Source organism: Streptomyces sp. NPDC093225 (assembly GCF_044753805.1).
Classification (GTDB): Bacteria; Actinomycetota; Actinomycetes; order Streptomycetales; family Streptomycetaceae; genus Streptomyces.
The window spans coordinates 11,301-31,081 of record NZ_JBIVNX010000021.1; the positions used below are offsets into that span (position 1 = coordinate 11,301).

General features: G+C 73.8%; 16 protein-coding genes. 10 read left to right on the forward strand and 6 right to left on the reverse strand.

Features of this window, described 5'->3' with window-relative positions:
* Positions 1 to 4 precede the first annotated feature (4 nt).
* Complete coding sequence (locus tag ACIQCH_RS20270; protein ID WP_402582651.1) at positions 5 to 1,420, forward strand: condensation domain-containing protein; 1,416 nt, start codon at positions 5 to 7, stop codon at positions 1,418 to 1,420.
* Positions 1,420 to 2,856: a condensation domain-containing protein gene (locus ACIQCH_RS20275; protein WP_402582653.1), complete on the forward strand. Its 1,437-nt coding sequence runs from the start codon at positions 1,420 to 1,422 to the stop codon at positions 2,854 to 2,856. The genes ACIQCH_RS20270 and ACIQCH_RS20275 overlap by 1 nt, the downstream gene beginning before the upstream one ends.
* Before the next feature lie 12 nt (positions 2,857 to 2,868).
* Here ACIQCH_RS20275 and ACIQCH_RS20280 read toward each other — a convergent pair whose 3' ends face one another.
* Positions 2,869 to 3,888: an NAD(P)-dependent alcohol dehydrogenase gene (locus ACIQCH_RS20280; RefSeq protein WP_402582654.1), complete on the reverse strand. Its 1,020-nt coding sequence runs from the start codon at positions 3,886 to 3,888 to the stop codon at positions 2,869 to 2,871.
* A gap of 38 nt (positions 3,889 to 3,926) precedes the next feature.
* Entirely contained in the window at positions 3,927 to 4,322 is a 396-nt protein-coding gene (locus tag ACIQCH_RS20285) for a nuclear transport factor 2 family protein (protein WP_402582656.1), read from the reverse strand.
* A 105-nt stretch (positions 4,323 to 4,427) separates the two neighbouring features.
* On the opposite strand from ACIQCH_RS20285, the gene ACIQCH_RS20290 reads away from it, so the two are divergent.
* Positions 4,428 to 5,003 (forward strand): TetR/AcrR family transcriptional regulator, encoded by a 576-nt coding sequence (locus ACIQCH_RS20290; RefSeq protein ID WP_402582658.1) that lies wholly within the window; start codon positions 4,428 to 4,430, stop codon positions 5,001 to 5,003.
* A 24-nt stretch (positions 5,004 to 5,027) separates the two neighbouring features.
* On the opposite strand, the gene lpdA is transcribed toward ACIQCH_RS20290, so the two are convergent.
* On the reverse strand, positions 5,028 to 6,431 hold the full coding sequence (lpdA, locus tag ACIQCH_RS20295) for a dihydrolipoyl dehydrogenase (RefSeq protein ID WP_402582660.1): 1,404 nt from the start codon (positions 6,429 to 6,431) through the stop codon (positions 5,028 to 5,030).
* Positions 6,432 to 6,883: 452 nt separating this feature from the next.
* On the opposite strand from lpdA, the gene ACIQCH_RS20300 reads away from it, so the two are divergent.
* Positions 6,884 to 9,223 (forward strand): LamG-like jellyroll fold domain-containing protein, encoded by a 2,340-nt coding sequence (locus tag ACIQCH_RS20300; protein WP_402582662.1) that lies wholly within the window; start codon positions 6,884 to 6,886, stop codon positions 9,221 to 9,223.
* Positions 9,224 to 9,331: 108 nt separating this feature from the next.
* Here the strand turns inward: ACIQCH_RS20300 and ACIQCH_RS20305 are convergent, their stop codons facing one another.
* Positions 9,332 to 10,540, reverse strand: a complete 1,209-nt coding sequence (locus ACIQCH_RS20305; RefSeq protein WP_402582664.1) for an MFS transporter — start codon at positions 10,538 to 10,540, stop codon at positions 9,332 to 9,334.
* 213 nt (positions 10,541 to 10,753) lie between these two features.
* Here ACIQCH_RS20305 and ACIQCH_RS20310 point away from each other — a divergent pair, with 213 nt between their 5' ends.
* The 5 genes from ACIQCH_RS20310 to ACIQCH_RS20330 all read left to right on the forward strand — a co-directional run bounded on the left by ACIQCH_RS20310 (position 10,754) and on the right by ACIQCH_RS20330 (position 16,831).
* Complete coding sequence (locus tag ACIQCH_RS20310; protein ID WP_402582666.1) at positions 10,754 to 12,289, forward strand: MFS transporter; 1,536 nt, start codon at positions 10,754 to 10,756, stop codon at positions 12,287 to 12,289.
* Between the two features lie 118 nt (positions 12,290 to 12,407).
* Positions 12,408 to 13,139: a hypothetical protein gene (locus ACIQCH_RS20315; RefSeq protein ID WP_402582668.1), complete on the forward strand. Its 732-nt coding sequence runs from the start codon at positions 12,408 to 12,410 to the stop codon at positions 13,137 to 13,139.
* Positions 13,140 to 13,274: 135 nt separating this feature from the next.
* The gene (locus tag ACIQCH_RS20320) at positions 13,275 to 14,951 is read left to right on the forward strand and encodes an FAD-dependent oxidoreductase (protein ID WP_402582670.1); all 1,677 of its coding nucleotides are present in this window, start codon (positions 13,275 to 13,277) and stop codon (positions 14,949 to 14,951) included.
* A gap of 24 nt (positions 14,952 to 14,975) precedes the next feature.
* Positions 14,976 to 16,481, forward strand: coding sequence for an ATP-binding protein (locus ACIQCH_RS20325; RefSeq protein WP_402582672.1), 1,506 nt, complete (start codon positions 14,976 to 14,978; stop codon positions 16,479 to 16,481).
* Positions 16,478 to 16,831, forward strand: a complete 354-nt coding sequence (locus tag ACIQCH_RS20330) for a UBP-type zinc finger domain-containing protein (RefSeq protein WP_402582674.1) — start codon at positions 16,478 to 16,480, stop codon at positions 16,829 to 16,831. The genes ACIQCH_RS20325 and ACIQCH_RS20330 overlap by 4 nt, the downstream gene beginning before the upstream one ends.
* 34 nt (positions 16,832 to 16,865) lie before the next feature.
* Here ACIQCH_RS20330 and ACIQCH_RS20335 read toward each other — a convergent pair whose 3' ends face one another.
* A complete protein-coding gene (locus tag ACIQCH_RS20335; RefSeq protein ID WP_402582676.1) occupies positions 16,866 to 17,702 on the reverse strand; it encodes an SDR family oxidoreductase in 837 nt (278 codons plus the stop codon).
* A 323-nt stretch (positions 17,703 to 18,025) separates the two neighbouring features.
* Entirely contained in the window at positions 18,026 to 18,439 is a 414-nt protein-coding gene (locus ACIQCH_RS20340) for a VOC family protein (protein WP_402582678.1), read from the reverse strand.
* A 122-nt stretch (positions 18,440 to 18,561) separates the two neighbouring features.
* On the opposite strand from ACIQCH_RS20340, the gene ACIQCH_RS20345 reads away from it, so the two are divergent.
* Positions 18,562 to 19,779 carry a PP2C family protein-serine/threonine phosphatase gene (locus ACIQCH_RS20345; protein WP_402582680.1) on the forward strand — a complete coding sequence of 406 codons (1,218 nt, stop codon included), beginning with the start codon at positions 18,562 to 18,564 and terminating at the stop codon, positions 19,777 to 19,779.
* Positions 19,780 to 19,781 lie beyond the last annotated feature (2 nt).

Below are 19,781 nucleotides of genomic sequence, written 5' to 3' on the forward strand. Positions count from 1 at the left end.
CCCCGTGCTGCAGCTGCCCGTCGAGGACATGGAGATGGCACCCGGACACGCCGTGGAATGGACGGTGTCCGCTGCCGGAACCGCCGGGCACGTCGACTCGGGGGACTCCGATCCGGCGCCCCTCGCCTCCTACAACCAGAAGGACCACCTCTCGGTCGCGCGCAGCCTGCGCGCCCTGGACATCGGCTACGCCTCGTACATCGGCGGCTCCTTCGAGATCCGCGGGAGCGTCGACCCCGGGGCGCTGGAGGCCGCCCTGCTCCATCTCGTCCGGCGCCACGAGGTGTTGCGGTGCGAGTTCAGGGGTTTCGAGGAGGGCACCGACGAGCCGGTGCTGGAGGTCGTACCGCCGCAGGACGTGAAGCTCGAGCGCGTCGACGCCGGGCGGTTCGACTCCCCGGCCGAGGCCCACGCCTACGTGCAGCGCTTCCTCCAGGGCACCGACACGCTGCGCGGTCCGTGGATCGTCATGGGCGCGATGGTCCGGGAGGAGTCCACCACCGTCTACTTCGCCTGCGACCACCTGCTGACCGACGGGGTGTCGACGCCCGTGGCCGTCCACGACGTCGCCGCGGCCTACGAGGCCTACGCCCAGGGCCGCGAGCCGGTCCTCCCCGAGGCGGAGAGCTTCCTCGACCACGCCGGCGCCGAGCGGAAGCGCGGCGCGGCGATGGGCCCCGAGGACGCGCTGCTGGACCACTGGAAGGGGTTCGTCGCGCGCAACGACGGCCAGCTCTTCCCGCGTTTCCCCCTGGACCTCGGGATCGAGCCGGGAGTGGCGCACCGCGCCGTGAACCGGACGGACACGCTGCTGCCCGCCGGCCGGCTCGACGCGTTGGAGGCCCGCTGCCGTGCGACGGGCGGCCGGACCTCCGCCGCCGTCCTGGCCGCCCTCGGCGTCAGCCTGCGCCGGGAAGGGGGGCCTGAGGTGTACCGGGCCCTCGTGCCGGTCAACACGCGCGGCCGGGGCCCCGGGGAACACGGCATGGGCTGGTTCGTCAACACGCTCCCCGTCGAGTTCCCGGTGGCCGACGGCATGGGCTTCGCGGACGTCATGGCCGGTGCGCAGGGCGCCCTGGACGCGATGCGCGCGTACGTCGACGCTCCGTTCGTCCGCGTCTTCGAGCTGCTGACCCGCGATCAGAACGGGCCGCAGGTCTGGCCGTTCGCCGTCAGCTTCTTCTCCTACCTGGACTTCCGCAGGACCCCCGGGGCGCACAGCCACGTGGCGCGCCGCGCGCGCAAGTACGTCTCCACCTCGCACAGCAACGGCATCTTCTTCTGGTTCCACCGCAACCACGCCGGGCTCCACCTGAACTCCGTCTTCGTGGACACCCCGCAGGCCCACCGCACCAAGGCCGCCCTCGTCGGCACCCTCGTGCGGACCCTGGACGACGTCGCCCGCACCGGCCGGTCCTGATGCGCCAACTCCCCGCGTCCGAGCTGGTCATCGCCCCCGGGCACGCCGTCGAATGGCGGGTACGGGCCGTGACGCGCGCCGGAGCCGCCCCGGAACCGGACCGGCCGCTGCCCTCCTACAACCAGGAGTACCACTTCGCCGCATCCGCGCCCGCGGCGGGCGACGACGGGACCGGGGACGGGACCGGGACCGGGGAGGGAGCCGGAGAGGGGGGCCGTACGGATTCCTTCGCCGTCACCTTCGAGATCGTCGGCCGGCTCGACCGCCCGGCGCTCGAAGCCGCCCTGCTCCACTGCGTACGGCGCCACGAGGCGCTGCGCTGCGCGTTCCGCTCCGCGTCCGACGGTGGCGTCGTCGTCGACGTCGCGGCGCCGGAGGACGTCAAACTCGACGCGATCGACCGGGGAGCCGTGACCTCGCCCGCCGGGGCCCGCGCCCGGGTGGAGCGGTTCCTGAGCACCACGGACACCCGGCGCGGGCCCTGGTTCGTCATGGGCGCGATGATCCGGAAGGAGTCCACCACGGTCCACTTCGCCTGCGACCACCTGGTGACGGACGGGACGTCGATGACGGTGGTCCTGGACGACGTCGCCACCGCCTACGAGGCCTTCTCGTGCGGCCGGGAGCCGGACCTCCCGGCCGTGGGAGGGTTCGTCGAGCACGCCCGCGCGGAGCGGCGCCGGACGGCCGCGGTGGGCCCCGAGGACGGCAGGCTCGACCACTGGAAGGGCTTCATGGCCCGCAACGGGGGCCCGTTCCCGAGGTTCCCGCTGGACCTCGGCATCGAGCCGGGCGCCGGCTGCCGCGCGGTGAACGCGACCGACGCCCTGCTGGACCGCTCCGGCGCGGCAGCCCTGGAGGCGCGCTGCCGGTCGGTCGGCGCGGGCGTGGCGACCGGGGCCCTCGCCGCCGTCGGCGTCAGTCTCAGGAAGGCGGGCGGTCCCGACGTGTACCGGGCCCTGGTGCCCGTCGGTACGCGCGGTCGCGGGCGGCACGCGCGCAGCACGGGGTGGTTCGTGAACCTGCTCCCGGTCGAGTTCCCGGTGGCGGCGGGCGCGGACCTCGCGCAGACCGTGGGTGCCGCCCGGGACGCGTCCACGCGGATGGTCCGGGGCGGTCGGATCCCGTTCGTCGTCGTGCTGCGGCTGCTCGCTCCCGAGTACTACGCCCGGCCCTGGCCCCACGCGGTCAACTTCGTCTCGTACATGGACCTCAGGGACGTCCCCGGCGCGGCGCGGCACGCCGATCGGCAGGCCGGCGCGTACACCTCGATCCCCGCCACCAACGGCATGTTCCTGTGGCTGCACCGCACCCACGAGGGCATCCACCTGAACTCCGTCCACGTGGACACCCCGCAGGCCCGCCGCACGAAGGCGGCCCTGGTGGGCGCCCTGGGCCGGACGTTGGAGGCCATGGCCCGTCAGGGGACCTTCTGACGACGGCCGGCGTCACGCGTGCCCGCCGTGGCGGATCACCACCTTTCCGAAGGCCTTGCCGGTGGCGTAGTGGCGGTAGGCGTCGACTGCCTCCTCGAAGGGGAACACGCGGTCGATGAGGGGGCGGATGCCGTGGGCCTCGATGACCGCGTTCATCTCGGTGAACTGGGCACGGCTGCCGACGGCGACGCTGCGGATGGTCGCGCCGGCGGCGAAGACGGCGCGGGGGTCGAGCGGGGCGGCGGAGGCGCCGACGAAGCCGACGCAGGCGACGGTGCCGGCCAGGGCGACGGCGCGGACGGACTCGTGGAGGAGTCCGGCGACGTCGATGATGCGGTCGGCGCCACGGCCCGCGGTGAGGGTGCGGACCTCGGCGGCCCAGTCGGGCGCGGCCGTGTAGTCGACGACGTGGTCGGCGCCGAGTGCGCGCAGGCGGGCCGCCTTGGCGGGGCTGCTGGTGGTGGCGATCACCCGGGCGCCGAGGGCCTTGGCGAGTTGGAGGGCGAAGAGGGACACGCCTCCCGAGCCCTGCACGACGACGGTGTCGCCCGGGCGGACGCCGGACCCGTCGCCGGTGAGGGCGTTCCAGGCGGTCACCGCCGTGCAGGGCAGGGTCGCGGCCTCCTCGTACGTCAGGTGGGCGGGGACGGTGACGAGCGAGTCGGCGTCGACCAGGGCGAGTTCGGTGAGCATGCCGTCCAGCGAGCCGCCCCGCTGCGGGAGGTGCTCGACGGCGAACGGTCCGTCCTGCCAGGACGGGAAGAGCGTGGCGGCGACGCGGTCGCCCGCGCGGGTCGTGCGTACGCCCGGGCCGACCGCGAGCACCTCACCGGCGCCGTCCGAGACGGGGACCACGTCGGGCTTGACGGGCAGGACGTAGGTCCCGTCGAGGACCATGAGTTCGCGGAAGCTCAGGGACGTCGCGCGCACGGCCACCAGGGCCTGGCCCGGGCCGGGCACCGGGGTGGCGTGCTCGCGGACGGTGAGGCCGGCCGGGCCGGCGCCGGTGTGCGACAGGTGGTAGCTCCGCATGCGCGTGCCGTCCCTTCTCGGGGTGGGGGTGGGGGCGCTCATGCGGCGTCGGACCCGGAGGCCAGGGGGACCTCGCCCGCGGTCTTGCTGAAGCCGAGGGCCTCGACGATGCGGCCGTCGGCCACGCGCATGACGTTGACGCCGGCGACCCAGTCGGTGGGGCCGTCGCCGAACCGGTAGTGCCACAGTATGGTCGCGCGGTCGCCGGCCACGATGACCTCCTGCGGCGTGAACTGCCCGCCGCGGTCCTCGATGAGCGCCGCCCACCACGCCGTGCAGGCCGCGCGCCCGACGACCCGCTCCCCGGTGGGCGCGGGCTGGACGCTCTCCATGACGCAGTCCTCGGCGACCAGGTCGGCCAGGAGATCGGCCTCGCGACGGACGAACGCGCGGTTGAAGCGCTCGATGACCTCGACGGTGGTGCGAACGGACATGGGTCAGTCCTCCTCGACGACGCACATGAAATAGATAGAACGTTCGGTCTACTTCTATAGATAGACCGGTTGATCTACTCCGTCAAGGGCGGGCACAATCGGGTCATGACGACTTCCGCCAAGCCGGGCCCCCGGGAACGCCTGCTGCTCGCCGCCCAGGAGCTGACCTACGCGCAGGGCGTCGGTGTCGGCGTGGACGCCCTGCTCAAGGCCGCCGGCGTCGCCCGGCGTTCGCTGTACGAGCACTTCGGCGGCAAGGACGGGCTCATCGCCGAAGTGCTGCGCCGCAGCACCGCCGAGGACGAGGCCCGCTACCGCGCGACGATGGCGGCGGCCGGCGACGACCCGCGGGCCCGGCTCCTCGCGGTGGTCGACCGGCTCGGCCGCATCGCCGCCGACCCCGACTTCCACGGCTGCCGCTACCTCGCCGCCGACCTCGCACTGACGGACCCGGACCACCCCGGACACGAGGTCACCCGGGCCTACCGGCGCGCCCTGCACGGCCTGTTCGCGGACGAGTTCACCGCCCTCGGGCACGCCCGGCCGGAGTTCGCCGCCGACCAGCTGCTCATCCTCGTCGACGGCCTCCTCGCCGCCGGCGCCACCCGCCCGGACCGCCGCCCCGCCGCCGCGTCCCGCGAACTCGCGGAACACGTCATCGACTCGGGGCGGCCCGCCTGAGCCGCCCGGGCGGGCCGCCGGACCTCAGAAGTTGATCATGTGGCCGGCGAGCCCGTGGACCGCTTCCTTCACGGCCTCGCCCAGCGTCGGATGCGCGTGGACGTTGCGCGCCACCTCGGTGACCGTGAGGTCCCACTGCTGGGCCAGGGTCAGCTCGGGCAGCAGCTCGGTGACGTCCGGGCCGATCAGGTGGGCTCCGATGATCTCCCCGTGCGTGCCGTCGGCGATGATCTTCACGAAGCCGACGGAGTCGCCCAGGCCGTGCGCCTTGCCGTTCGCGGTGAACGGGAACTTCGCGACCTTGACGTCGTAGCCCTTCTCGCGGGCCTGCTTCTCGGTCCAGCCGAAGCTCGCGATCTGCGGGCGGCAGTACGTGGCCCGCGGGATCATCGGGTAGTCGAGCTCCATCGTCTCCGCGTCCGCGATGGTCTCCGCGGCGACGATCCCCATGGCCTCGGCCGTGTGCGCGAGCATCAGCTTCGCGGTCACGTCGCCGATGGCGTGGATGTGCGGCACCGAGGTGCGGCAGCGGCCGTCCACGTCGATGGCACCGCGCTCGGTGACGGCGACGCCGGTGTTCTCCAGGCCGTAGCCGGTGACGTTCGGCGCGAAGCCGATGGCCTGCAGGACCTTGTCCGCCTCCAGGACGCGCTGCGCGCCGTCCTTGCCGGTGACGGTGACCCGCACCTGCGGCCCGGAGTCGTCGATCGACTCGACGCGGGTGGAGGTGAGCACGTCGATGCCGAGCTTGCGGTACTGCTTGGCCAGTTCCTTGGAGACGTCCTCGTCCTCGAGCGGGGCGATGCGGTCGAGGAACTCGACGACGGTGACCTTCACGCCGTAGCTGTTCAGCACGTAGGCGAACTCGATGCCGATCGCGCCGGCTCCGGCGATGACGATCGAGCCCGGCACGTCCTCGGCGAGGATCTGCTCCTCGTACGTCACGACGCGCTCGCTGAGGGCGGTGCCGGGCAGCAGGCGCGGGGTGGCCCCGGTGGCGATGATGCAGTGGTCGAAGCCGACGGTCCGCACCGTGCCGTCGGCCCCGTCCACCCGGAGGGCGTGCGCGTCGAGGAAGGTGCCGCGGCCGTCGAACTCGGTGATCCCGTTCTTCTTCATCAGGTAGTGGACGCCCTTGACGCGGCCGTCCGCGACCGTGCGGCTGCGCCGGAAGGCCTCGCCGTAGTCGAAGGAGACGGTGCCGTCGACGGTGATGCCGAAGGCCTTGGCCTCGTGCTGGAAGATGTGTGCGAGCTCGGCGTTGCGCAGGAGCGCCTTGGTCGGGATGCAGCCGACGTTCAGGCAGACACCGCCCCAGTACTTCTCCTCGACGACCGCGACCTGCATGCCCAGCTGGGCGGCGCGGATGGCGGCGACGTAACCGCCCGGTCCGGCTCCGAGAACGACGACGTCGAAATGCTGGGACACGGGACTCCTTCGGGTAGGGAGCGGCCTGGGACACGGCGTCGTGCACCGGTCGTGCGCCACTTTAGTGAAAGCGTGGGCGGGGCACGCACTTTGGGGGCGCGGCGCCGCCGTTCCGGTGACCGCGACCGCGGCGAACCGGCAGCTCACAGCCCGCGACAGGGAGATTTCTTTCCGTAAAAGGTGAGCCCCTGACTGAATTTCCGTCAATATCCGCCGAGCGCTGCAGGGTTTGTCTCGATTCGGTAACAGGTCCGGGAGGTGGACGACGGTCACGCTCCAGTCGACCGCTCAACTGGGTTGCACGCAAAGAGATTTGATGAGCCGTCAGGTGTAATCGGAAGGTAACGGTAAGGCATCTCGACATGAATGCCCGTTTGCCCGAATTCTCCGTGGCTCCCCTCTGGCACGCTTTCGCCAACCCGCACCCTCCACGCAGGATCCCTGAGGCACTCATGACCGAAAGACACAGTGAGCGCGAGCAGCGACGCAGGCCGGGCGACGGCCCGGGGCGTCCCCGGCGCAGATCCAGAGGGCTGACCGCGGCCCTCGTCCTCTCGCTGGCGGGGGCCGGCGCCGGGCTGGGCGTGCTGGCGCCGCAGCAGGCCTCGGCCGTCACGCCGCCGGTGTCGTTCACCGCCGACAACCTGCCCACCTGGCAGACCAACGGCATCGTCTGGGCGATGACCCAGGTGAACGGGACCGTGTTCACCGGCGGTACGTTCTCCGAGCTGCGCCCGCCGGCGGGCACCGCCGGCACCGCCCGCCAGGTCGTGAACTTCGCCGCGCTCGACGCCGCGACGGGCGCGCCCACCTCGTGCCGGCTCTCCTTCACGACGACCAGCAGCACCGCGACCGTGCGCGCCCTCGTCGTGTCGAAGGACAAGAAGACCCTCTACGCCGGTGGCCGGTTCGGCGCCGTCAACGGCGTCAAGGTCTCCAACGTCGCCGCGATCGACATCGCCACCTGCGCGCCGAAGGCCTCCTTCCACCCGGGCTTCTCGGCCACCGTGCGCGCGCTCGCCGTCTCCGACACGACGCTGTACGCCGCCGGCGACTTCGCCACCGTCCAGGGCCAGACCCGCCGCAAGTTCGCCGCGGTCAGCGCCACCACCGGGGCGCTGCGGTCCTTCACGGCCAACGCCGACGAGGCGGGCCGGGCCATCGAGCTCACCCCCGACGGCAAGAACGTGCTGCTCGGCGGCGACTTCTTCACCGTCAACGGCTCGAACAGCCACGCCCTCGCGGTCGCGGACGCGGTGTCCGGCGCGGTGCGCAAGACGTACAACACGTTCCACCGCCTCTCGGTCGTCATGGACATCGCGACCGACGCGACGAGCTTCTACACGGGCAACCAGGGCAACGCCGGCGGTGTGTTCGACGGGCGCACCGCGTTCGACCTGAGCGACTTCAACGAGCAGTGGCGCGACCGCTGCCTCGGCGCGACCCAGAACGTGCTGCCGTACGGCGGCGCGCTCTACATCGCGTCCCACGCGCACAACTGCGCCACCGAAGGCGAGTTCCCGGACGACGGCAAGCGCCGCTACCTGATGGCGCAGCCCACCCACCACAAGGGCACCGTGCCCGCCCCGGTGGACGGGTTCGTCCCCGGCCCGGGCAAGCTCGGCTGGTTCCCCGCCGTCAACGGCGGCATCGGCGAGGGCGTCGGCCCGCGCGTCATGACGGTCGCGGCCAAGGGCGACACGAAGTACCTGTGGGTCGGCGGTGAGTTCACCACCGTCAACACCAAGCCCCAGCAGGGCCTGACCCGCTTCGCGTCCACCGGCGACGTCGGTGCGCCGACCACCCCGGTCGCCAGCGCCGGCAGCATCAGGCCCGGCGAGGTCCAGGTCCGCTGGCGCACCAGTTTCGACGCCGACGACAGCCGGCTGACCTACCGGATCTACCGCAACGGTGCGGCCACGCCCGTCCACACGATGACCGCCGACTCCCTCGAGTTCGAGCGTCGGCAGGCCTCCTGGACCGACACCGCGGTCTCGGCCGGCCAGACGTACACCTACCGGGTCACGGCCACCGACGGCGCGGGCAACACGAGCGCCAAGTCGGCCACCGCGTCCGTGACGGTCCCGGCCGCCGCACAGGCCTACCCCAACCAGGTCCGTGCGGACGGCGCCCGGCTGTACTGGCGCTACGACGACACCGTCAGCCCGTACGTGGCCGACTCCTCGAACGGCGGCAACACCAGCGGCCTCCAGGTGGGCGCGCCGTCCCTGCGCCAGGCGCCCGGGGCCGTCACGGGCCCCAGCACGGCCATGGGCTTCAACGGCACGACCCAGCAGGTCTACAGCGACCACCGCCAGCGGGCGGGCAGCGCGTACACCATCGAGACGTGGTTCCGGACCGGCACCACGCGCGGCGGCAAGCTGATCGGGTTCGGCAGCCACACCACGCAGCTCAGCAACCAGTACGACAACCACCTCTACATGACCAACGACGGTCGCCTGGTGTTCGGCGTGTACTCCGGCTCCACGTACACCCTCGCCAGCCCCTGGTGGGAGGCGTACAACGACAACCGGTGGCACCACGTCGTCGCGACCCAGGGCCCGGCCGGCATGGCGCTGTACGTCGACGGCCAGAGCAAGGGCACGCTCAACGTCCCCGGCCACGCGGACTACACGGGCTACTGGCACGTCGGCGGCGACAACCTCGCCGGCTGGCCCGGCCGTCCCTTCAGCGACGCGTTCGCCGGCCAGATCGACGAGACCGCCGTCTACCCGACGGCGCTCTCCGCCGCCCAGGTCAAGAACCACTTCGACCTGGCCACGGCACCGTGACGGTGATCCCGGTCGCCTGACGACGCGGGGGCCGGTGCACCGCGCCGGCCCCCGCAGGCGTTCGTGCGGCGCGAGCCGTCCGCCCCGCCTGGCCCCCGGCGCGCTCCGTCAGGTGCGCTCCTCGGAGGTCCGCCCCGTCGCCACCGGCCGCCGCAGCAGGTAGGCGCCGGCCCCGGCGACGAGCAGCAGCATGCAGCCGATGAAGACCAGGCCCGCGCCCTCGAGGTCGAGGACGTCGGCCAGCAGGCCCACGCCGATCACCGGGACCGAGATGCCCGTGTACGCGACGACGAACAGGGTCGAGATCACCGCGGCCCGCCGGTCCGCCGGCGCGGCCGCCGCCACCGCGGCCAGGGCGGCGCGGAAGGTGAGGCCCTGGCCGACCCCGCCGACGAGCGCGGAGAGGACGACGAGGGCGAGGAGGTCCGTGTAGAGGGCCGCCGCCAGGAGGAGCAGGCCGGCGAAGAGGACGACGCAGCCCACGGGCAGCGAGCGCGCCACGCCGACGCGGTCGACGGCCAGTTGGCCGGCCGTCGAGGCGAAGAAGGCCAGGGCCACCACCAGGCCGCTCACGGCGTGGTTGTCCACGCCCAGGTAGCGGGCCAGGAAGGCGGGGCTGACCGAGGCGAACACGCCGAACAGGGCGAAGCCTGCGAAGGACGCGATCGCCGCCGGCGGGAACACCACCCTGACCTGCGGGGGGAGGGCGAGGCCCTCCGGGCGTACGGTGGCCAGCGGCCGCCGGTCCGCCACGGTCTCCGGAAGGCGCACCAGGACGAGGGCCGAGACGGCCACCAGGGCGAGGTGGACCGCGAAGGGGAGCACCAGCGGTTCGGCGGCGTACTCCGCCAGCAGGCCCGCCAGCAGCGGGCCGCAGCCCAGACCGCCCATGTTGGCGGCCGTCGCCACGAACGTCGCCCGCGTCCTGCCGCCCGGTGGGGCGAGCTCCATGACGTACGCCGTGGCCGCCCCCGTGAACAGGCCGGCCGACAGCCCCGACAGCAGCCGGCCCGCGTAGAGCCAGCCCACCGCGTCGGCGCTCAGGAAGCAGACGGCGCTCGCGGCCGCGAAGCCGAGGCCCCAGAGCAGGGTCGGCCGGCGGCCGACGGCGTCCGAGACGTTGCCGGCCAGCAGCAGGACGCCCATGACGCCGAAGGCGTACACCGCGTACACCAGCGTCACGGTCAGCTCGGCGAAGCCGAACTTCTGCTCGTAGAGCGGGTAGAGCGGCGTCGGGAGCGTGGTGCCGGCCATGCACACGACGAACACCGCCCCCGCGAGCAGGCACCGCGGCCAGCTCCGGCGATCACCATCCATCCGCCGACCGTAACCCCGCCGGGCGCTCCCCCCGGGGATGTCGGCGGAGGTCGCGGCGGGGCGTCGGCCGCCCGTGAACGTGCCCGTGACCACGGACGGACCAGCCCGACTGGGCGGGGCGGCCCGTCGCTCGCGACGATGGCGGCCGAGGGTTTCGACGCGCGGGGCGTGGACGCGCGACGCCGCGGACGGGCTCGGGAGGGTGGTGTGGACATGGGAACCGGAGCCGACGCCGCAGCCGCCCCGGCCCGGGCCGCGGGCGGCGTGCTCGCGGCCACCTGCGTCTCCGCCTTCGTGGTGAACGCGAACACCTCCGCGGTCAGCATCCTGCTCCCCGCCATCAGCCAGGACACCGGCGCCTCCCTGGCCACCCTGCAGTGGGCGGTGACCGGCTACTCGCTGGTCGGTGCGGCCGTCATCGTCACCTCCGGCGCGCTCGGCGACATCTTCGGGCGGCGCCGCGTCTTCATCGGCGGGCTGCTGCTGTTCGTGGTCTCCTGCGTGCTGATCGCGCTGGCGGACGGCGCGGGACTGGTGATCGGCGGCCGGGCGATCCAGGGAGCGGCCGGTTCGACGATCCTGGCGTGCGGGCTCAGCCTGCTGTCGGCGGGGGTCTCCGGGGCCGCGCAGATGCGCTCGGTGTCGCTCTGGGGCGCGGCCTCGGCCGCCGGGGCGGCGACCGGACCGCTGCTCGGTGGCGTGCTCGTCGACGTGACCGGCTGGCAGGGGCTGTTCTGGATCGACGCGGGGATCGCCGCCGGCTGCGTACCGCTGACCCTCCGCACGGTCCGCGAGTCGCGCGATCCGTCGCGGCCGCGCTCCGTCGACCTCGCCGGGACGGCGCTGGTCGCCGCCGTGCTCGTGCCCTTCGTGTTCGCGGTGACGGAGGGCGCGGACTGGGGCTGGCTCAGCGCCCCCACCCTGGTGTGCTTCGGGATCTCGGTGGTCGCGGTGGTCGGGTTCGTGTTGGTCGAGAAGCGCGTGCGGGCACCGCTCATCGACCTGGCCCTGCTGCGCAACCCGTTCCTGGTCGGTGCCTCCGTCGCGATCCTGGTGGTGGCCGGCTGCATCAACGCGCTCATGTACGTGTGCAGCCTGTACTTCCAGAACCCCGAGGGCCTGGGCATGACCCCGCTGGAGGCGGGCGTGGCCACGCTGCCCGCGGCGGCGGGCATCGTCGTGACCGCACCCCTGATCACGCCGGTCGTGCACAAGGTCGGGGCCCGGAACGTGATCGCGGGCGGTTTCGTGATCGCGACCGCCGCGTTCGTGGTGCTCGCCCTCGTCCGCGCGTCCTGGGAGTACGCGGCGTTCGTCGGCCCGCTGGTCGTCGTCGCGGTCGGGCTGGGACTGGCGAACGGCCCGTCCTCGTCGGTCGCCACCTCCTGCGTCACGGAGGACGAGGTGGGTGCGGCCTCCGGCATCTCCAACATGGGCCGCTACGTCGGCGCGGCGGTGCTGACCGCCGTCACCGCCGCCGTCTTCAACGCGGCCGCCACGAAGCGGCAGGCCGCCGGCGCGGCCGCGGCGGAAGCACTGGCGAGCGGGTTCTCGCGGGCGGCCGTCGGGCTCGCGCTGTTCTGCGCCTTCGGCATCGCCCTGGCCCTGCTGGTCGGGCGGATCCGGCCGTCCGGCCCGCCCTCGGCGGCCGACTACGCCGCGGCCGCCGCAGCGGGCTCCCACACCATTGCGACCGGCGCCGCCCACGGACCACCGGCCCCGGGAACGGCCCCGCCGGACACCCCTTAGCGGGGTCCTCGCGGGGTACTTTCCCCGAACCGGTCCCGGATGGACACCCCACGGGCGTGGACGCGCCGTCCGGGCTGCGTAGGCTCGCCTCGGCGCGCCTACGAACGAGGAGGACCCCATGAACGCGGCCGGCGAAGGCCCGCAGCAGTTGGACGCGGTGAGCGTCCTCAACGCGAAGACGACGCTCGTCCAGCTACTCGAGCGCGCCGGGGTCCGCCCCGCCGACGCGGAGGAGCTGATCGGACTCGTCGAGGCCGGCGCGGTCGCCGTCGCGCACCGGGAGACCGTCGAGGACACCACGGCCGCCCCGGAGGGGAAGGGCGAGCTCTACGCCGCCGGCTGGCTCGACGGCGCCCGGGCCGTCACCGACGGGCTCGGCGAGATCGCCGAACGCACGCTGCACCGGGTCGTGGGCAGCGCGCCGGCGGGCGGCGCCCCGGACGAGCGCCGCTACGTCAGCCGGATGGAGGTGGAACGGGCCAAGGTGGCCGTGCGGCCGCTCTACCTCGCGTTCACCACGGAGTCCGACCTCGACCCCGAGGTCTCCGAGCAGGTGCTCACCGCCGTGCTCGGCACGCTGGGCGCCCGGCAGCGGGCCGGATACGCGGGCCGGCTGGCCCGGTTCGCCTCCGACCACCGGGCCCACCTGGAACGGCTGTACGCGGGGTACGGGCCCGGCAGCCCCACCGCGATCCACGGCCGGTACTCCCTGCTCCACTCCCCCACCAGCGTCGCCGTGCTGGAACGCCTCGCCGTCGCGCCCGCGGCACTGCGCGAGAAGTGGGACGCCGCCGAGCTGCCGCCCGCCTGGCTCGACGGTCTGACGACGGCCTGGGGTGCACCGGCCTGACCCGACCGGCCGGGCGTGGCCCCCCGGCCGCCCGCGCGTGCCGGGGCGCTCCCGCGGGATCGAACATACGATGGGCGGGTGCCGGCACGGGCAGCCCGTCGGGCCGGCCGTCCGCAGCGCCCAGGGCGGAGGAGCATGGCACAGGCCACCGACGCGGCACGGACCGTCATCCTGACGGTGGACGACGACCCGGGGGTCTCCCGCGCCATCGCCCGCGACCTGCGGCGCCGCTACGGCGGCGGGTACCGGATCGTACGGGCCGAGTCGGGCGAGTCCGCGCTGGAGGCGCTGCGCGAGCTGAAGCTGCGGGGCGACCTGGTGGCGGTCATCCTCGCCGACTACCGCATGCCGCAGATGAACGGCATCGAGTTCCTCGAGCAGGCCCTGGGCGTGTACCCGGGGGCGCGGCGCGTGCTGCTGACCGCGTACGCCGACACCAACGCCGCCATCGACGCGATCAACGTCGTCGACCTCGACCACTACCTGCTCAAGCCCTGGGACCCGCCCGAGGAGAAGCTCTACCCGGTCCTGGACGACCTCCTCACGGCCTGGCGCACCAGCGACTACCGGCCGGTCCCCGCGACCAAGGTGGTGGGTCACCGCTGGTCGGCCCCTTCCTCGCGGGTGCGCGAGTTCCTGGCCCGCAACCAGGTGCCGTACCGCTGGTACTCCTCCGACGAGCCCGAGGGGCAGCGGCTGCTGGCGGCGGCCGGCGCCGACGGCCACCGGCTGCCGCTGGTGGTCGCGCCGGACGGCACGGCGCTGATCGAGCCGGAGACGCCCGAACTGGCCGCGCGCGTCGGGCTCGCGACCACCCCGGCCGCCGCGTTCTACGACCTCGTCGTCATCGGCGGCGGCCCGGCCGGGCTCGGCGCCGCGGTGTACGGCGCCTCCGAGGGGCTGCGGACCGTGCTGGTCGAGCGCTCGGCCACCGGCGGCCAGGCCGGCCAGAGCTCCCGCATCGAGAACTACCTCGGCTTCCCGGACGGCGTCTCCGGGGCGCAGCTCACCGACCGCGCCCGCCGCCAGGCCGGCCGCTTCGGTGCCGAGATCCTCACCGCGCGCGAGGTCACGGGCCTGGAGGTCAACGGTCCGGCGCGGGTCGTACGCTTCTCCGACGGCTCGGCCGTCGCCGCGCACAGCGTCATCCTGGCCACCGGGGTGTCCTACCGGCAGCTGGGGGCGCCGGGCTGCGAGGACCTGACCGGCCGCGGGGTGTACTACGGTTCCTCGCTCACCGAGGCGTCGTCCTGCGAGGGCCAGGACGTGTACGTCGTCGGGGGCGCCAACTCGGCCGGGCAGGCGGCAGTGTACCTGGCGCGGGGCGCGAAGTCGGTGACGTTGCTGGTGCGCGGGGAGTCCCTGACGGCGTCGATGTCGTACTACCTGATCCAGCAGATCGAGGAGTCGCCGAACATCACGGTGCGGCCGCGGACCGTCGTGGCGGCGGCGCACGGCGCGGAGCACCTGGAGGCCCTGACCCTGCGGGACGCCGGGTCCGGTGCCGCCGAGGACGTCGACGCCCAGTGGATGTTCGTCTTCATCGGCGCGGCACCGCTGACGGACTGGCTGGAGGACACCGTGCTGCGCGACGAGCACGGGTTCATCCTGGCCGGGCCGGACCTCACGCCGGACGGGCGGCCGCCGGCAGGATGGGAACTCGACCGGCCGCCCTACCACTTGGAGACCAGCGTCCCCGGGGTCTTCGTGGCGGGCGACGCGCGCGCCCAGTCCGCGAAGCGGGTCGCGTCGGCGGTGGGAGAGGGAGCCATGGCCGTGATGCTCGTCCACCGCTACTTGGAGCAGTCGTGAGGAGTCCGTCATGAGGAGTCCGTCATGAGCGCGCAGGTCATGCCGTGCGACCCGCACGAGATCTCCTCGCTGTTCCTGTTCGAGAAGCTGTCGCCGGAGCAGCTCGGGCGGCTGTGCTCCGAGGGGCGGGTGGAGCGGTTCGGCCCCGGGCCGGTGTACGTCGAGGGCGACCCGGCCACCTGCTTCTACGTGATGATCGAGGGCACCGTCGTGCTGTACCGCCGGGTCGGCGGCGACGACGTGGAGGTCAGCCGCACCTCGCAGCGCGGCGTGTACGCGGGGGCGATGCAGGCGTACCTGGGCGACCGGGTGCCGCAGGCGTACATGAACTCGATGCACGTGACCGAACCGACCCGGTTCTTCGTGCTGCCGGCGCAGTCGTTCGCGGACGTCATGCGGGAGTGGTTCCCGATGGCGGCGCACCTGCTGGAGGGGCTCTTCTTCGGCTCCAAGAACACCCAGCGGGCCATCGGGCAGCGCGAGCGCCTGCTGGCGCTCGGCTCGCTGTCCGCCGGGCTCACCCACGAGCTCAACAACCCGGCCGCGGCCGCCGTACGGGCCACCGCGGCGCTGCGCGAGCGGGTCGGCAAGATGCGGCACAAGCTGGCGCACATCGCGCGGGGCCCGTACTCCCGGGAGGCCCTCGCCGACCTCATCGAGATCCAGGAGCGGACGGCCGAACGCGTCGCCAAGGCACCGGTGCTGACCCCGCTGGAGGCGTCCGACCGGGAGGACGAGCTCGCGGACTGGCTGGAGGACCACGGCATCCCCGAGGGGTGGCGGGTCGCGCCCACCTTCGTCCAGGCCGGGCTGGACACGGACTGGCTGGAGCAGGTCGCGGCGACCGTGGCGGAGGACATCCTGCCGGGGGCGATCGGCTGGCTCAACTACACCGTCGAGACCGAGCTCCTGATGGACGAGATCGACGACTCCACCACCCGCATCTCGCACCTGGTGGACGCGGCCAAGCAGTACGCGCAGCTCGACCGGGCCCCGCACCGCGACGTCGACGTCCACGAACTCCTCGACAGCACGCTGCTGATGCTGTCCGGCAAGATCGGCAGCCGGGTGCGGGTGGTGAAGGACTACGACCGCTCGCTGCCCGAGGTGCCCGCCTACCCGGCCGAGCTGAACCAGGTGTGGACCAACCTCATCGACAACGCGGTGGCCGCCATCACCGGCGGTGACGGCGACGGGCACGGGGACGGGGACGGCATCCTGACGGTCCGCACGGCCCGTGAGGGCGACCGGCTGCTCGTGGAGTTCCGCGACACCGGCCCGGGCGTCCCCGAGGACATCCGCGACCGGATCTTCGACCCCTTCTTCACCACCAAGCCGGTCGGTGAGGGCACCGGCCTCGGCCTCGACATCTGCTGGCGGATCGTCGTCAACAAGCACCACGGCAGCCTGCAGGTCGAGTCCGTTCCGGGCGACACCCGCTTCCAGGTGCTGCTGCCGCTGACCGCCCCCGACATCGACACCGACACCGACACCGACACCGACACCGAGAGTACGGAGGAACCCGTATGACCGAGATCGACGGGATCGACCCGGGCGTCCCGCCCAGCGGGACCGGCTGCGCCGACTGCGACGCGGTGGGCGGCTGGTGGTTCCACCTGCGGCGGTGCGCCCGGTGCGGCCACGTCGGCTGCTGCGACTCCTCGCCGGCGCAGCACGCCACCGCCCACTGGAAGGCCACCGGACATCCGCTGGTGCAGAGCTTCGAGCCGGGCGAGGACTGGTTCTGGGACTACGGCACCGACGAGTTCTACGAGTCCGGGCCGGCCCTGGCCCCGCCCGGCGGACACCCGGCCGACCAGCCGGCCCCGGGCCCGGCCGGCCGGGTCCCGAGCGACTGGACGACCCGGCTCCACCGCTGAGGGGTGCACTTCCCGGGCCGGGCCGCGAGGGCCGTCAGGTGACGGGCGGCGGCCCCTGGACGAGGGCCCGGGCCGCCGTGAGCTCCTCGCGGGCGGCCACGTCGGCCAGGTCGAGGTAGCCGTACGCGTCGTCGCCGACCGGGATCCGCAGCGGGGTGGGGGCGTCGGCGCCGACGACGTCGAGGACCCGGGCCGCGAAGTCCTCCGGGCGGCCGGTGTCGGGGTGGTCGGCCAGGCCCCGGGCGCCTTCGAGCATCTCGCGGTTGGTGGCGTCGTAGGCGGGGATCCGGTGGCGGGCCTCGGTCAACGAGCTGCCGTAGCGCGTGGCGAACATGCCCGGTTCGAGCACGGTGACGCGGATGCCGTGCGGGGCGGCCTCGGCGGCCAGCGCCTGGCTCATGCCCTCGAGGGCGTGCTTCCCCGCGACGTAGGCGGCCAGGCCCGGGAAGGCGATCCGGCCGCCGACGGAGGACACGTTCACGATGTGGCCGTGGCCCTGTGCGCGCATCAGCGGCAGGACCAGCCGGGTGAGCCGCCAGGGGCCCACGAGCAGGGTCTCCAGCTGGTCGCGCAGCTCGGCGTCGGAGACCTCCTCGACCGCGCCGAACAGGCCGACGGCGGCGTTGTTGACGAGGACGTCGATGCCGCCGAGCCGGTCGACGGCCGTGCGCACGGCCTCCTCGCACGAGTCCGCGTCGCGCAGCTCCAGCGGGACGGGGGTGATGCGGCCGGGCCACGCGGCGGTCAGGTCCGCGAGGTCGACGGTCTTGCGGGCGGTGACCGCCAGTTCGTGCCCCGCCCGCGCCGCGGCCCCGGCCAGCGCGTGCCCGAGGCCGGAGGAGCAGCCCGTGACCAGCCAGCGTCCACCCATCGTTCCCCCCGTGGTGACCGAACCGCTCGTACCCGCCCGTGCCCGTGCGTACCCGTGCGATCGCGCACGGTGGGGGCGGGGTGCGGTTCATCGTCGGGGGCGGACGTGGCGGCGGCCATCCCCTGCGCAGGGGCGCGCGGACGCACGGGCGGGCGTACGACCGGGCGCCCCGGCCAGCTGCGCGCCCCCGCGGTGACGCCCGCCGTGCTCGGCGCGGCCGGCTGCGGCCGGGGCGGGGACCCGAGCCGGAGCCAGCGCCGTGTCCCGGGCCCGGGCCCGGGACGGGGACGGGGACGGGGACGGGGACGGGGTCGTCGCGGGGATCAGCCCTGGGTGCCGATGTTGACCATCCAGGTGATGCCGAACTTGTCCGTGCACATGCCGAACACGTCTCCCCACATCTGCTTCTCCAGGGGGACGGAGACGGTGCCCCCCGCGGACAGCCCCTCCCAGTAGCCGCGCAGCCGGTCCGCGTCGTCGCCGCTGAGGCTGACGGCGAAGTTGTTCCCGGGCGCGTGCTCCATGCCGGGCGGCACGTCGGCCCCCATCAGCGTGAACCCGTCCGGGGTCTCGAGCATGCCGTGCATGACCTTGTCCTCGTACCCGGGCGGGGCCTCGGAGCCGAATTCGCCGTAGCCGCTCACGCGCAGCTCCCCGCCCAGGACGCTCTGGTAGAACTCCATGGCCGGGCGCGCGTCACCGGAGAAGCTGATGTACGGGTTGAGGCGAGATGCCACGTCGTGCCCCTTTCAGGAACAATGGACCGGTTCGGAAGCCTAGGGGCGCCATCGGCGAAACCGGCGCAAGGCCGTCCCCGACAGGCCGACGACGATGCGGGCGACGGGGGTGACCGGGCAGGGTGAGCGAGCAGGGCGGGCCGGAATCGCGACTGCGCGCCGTGGAAGCGGCCCTCGAAGCCATCGGGACGACCTCCGACGCCCGGCAGACCTGCCGGGAGCTGGCGCTCTTCCTCGTCCATGGGCTCTGCGACGCCGCGGCGGTGGACCTGGCCGACCCCGGGGCCGGCGCCGGGCGCGCGGCCGTGGCGGGTGCGGCGGAGCTGCTCGAGGGGCCCGCTCCGGACCTGCCGTCGTCCGTGCGCGCGCTGGACCAGGGCCATCCCCTGCGGGCGTGGACCGTCCCCGCGGCGGGCGCCGCCGTGCATCTGGTGGCGGTCCCCCTGATCGGCCGGGACGAGGTGCACGGAAGGCTGGTCGCGGCCCGGCGGCACGCCGGGTTCGGCGACCACGAGCTGGCGACGCTGCACTTCGCGGTGCGGCTCGCGAGCATGCACCTCGGGTACGCCCTGCGGCTGGCCGCCATGGAGGAGTCGGCGTTCGAGCTCCAGCGGGCGCTGGTGGCCGAACCCGGCCGGCCGCATCCGAACCTGGAGATCGCCAGTCGCTACCTGCCGCTGGGCGGGCGGGCGGTGGTGGGCGGCGACTGGTTCGAGACGGTGCGGCTGCACTTCGGCCGCACCCTGCTGGTGGTCGGGGACGTCATGGGCCACGGCCTGGACGCCGCCGTCGACATGAACGCCTACCGCGCCGTGCTGCGCGAGATCGCGTCCACCGATCTCGCCCCGCACCGGGTGCTGCGGCAGATGGACGCGATGTCCGCGGCGGACGAGTCCCGCCGCCCCGCCACCTGCCTGCTGGTCCGGGTGGACCCGGCCCGCGGCACGGCCGTCTACGCCAGCGCCGGCCACCTGCCGCCCGTGGTGTTCGACCGGGACGGCGCGGGCGAGGTGCTGGACGTCCCCGTCGGCCCGCCCCTCGGCACGGGCGTCGGCGGCTACGAGGCGCTGGCCCGGCCGATCGCCGCCGGGCAGACCCTGCTGCTCTACACGGACGGCCTGGTGGAACGCCGCGGCGAGGACATGGACGTTTCACTGGCCCGGCTCACCGCCCTGCCCGTCCGCGGCGGGACGCCGCTGGCCGAGGTCGTGGACGCCGTCTGCGACGGGCTCGACGTACGGCACGCCGAGGACGACGTCGCGGTCGTCGCGGCCCGCCTGCACCCCCGGCCGCCCCACCACGCCGACGGCGACGCCGGCGCGGCGGGACGGCCCGGGTGACG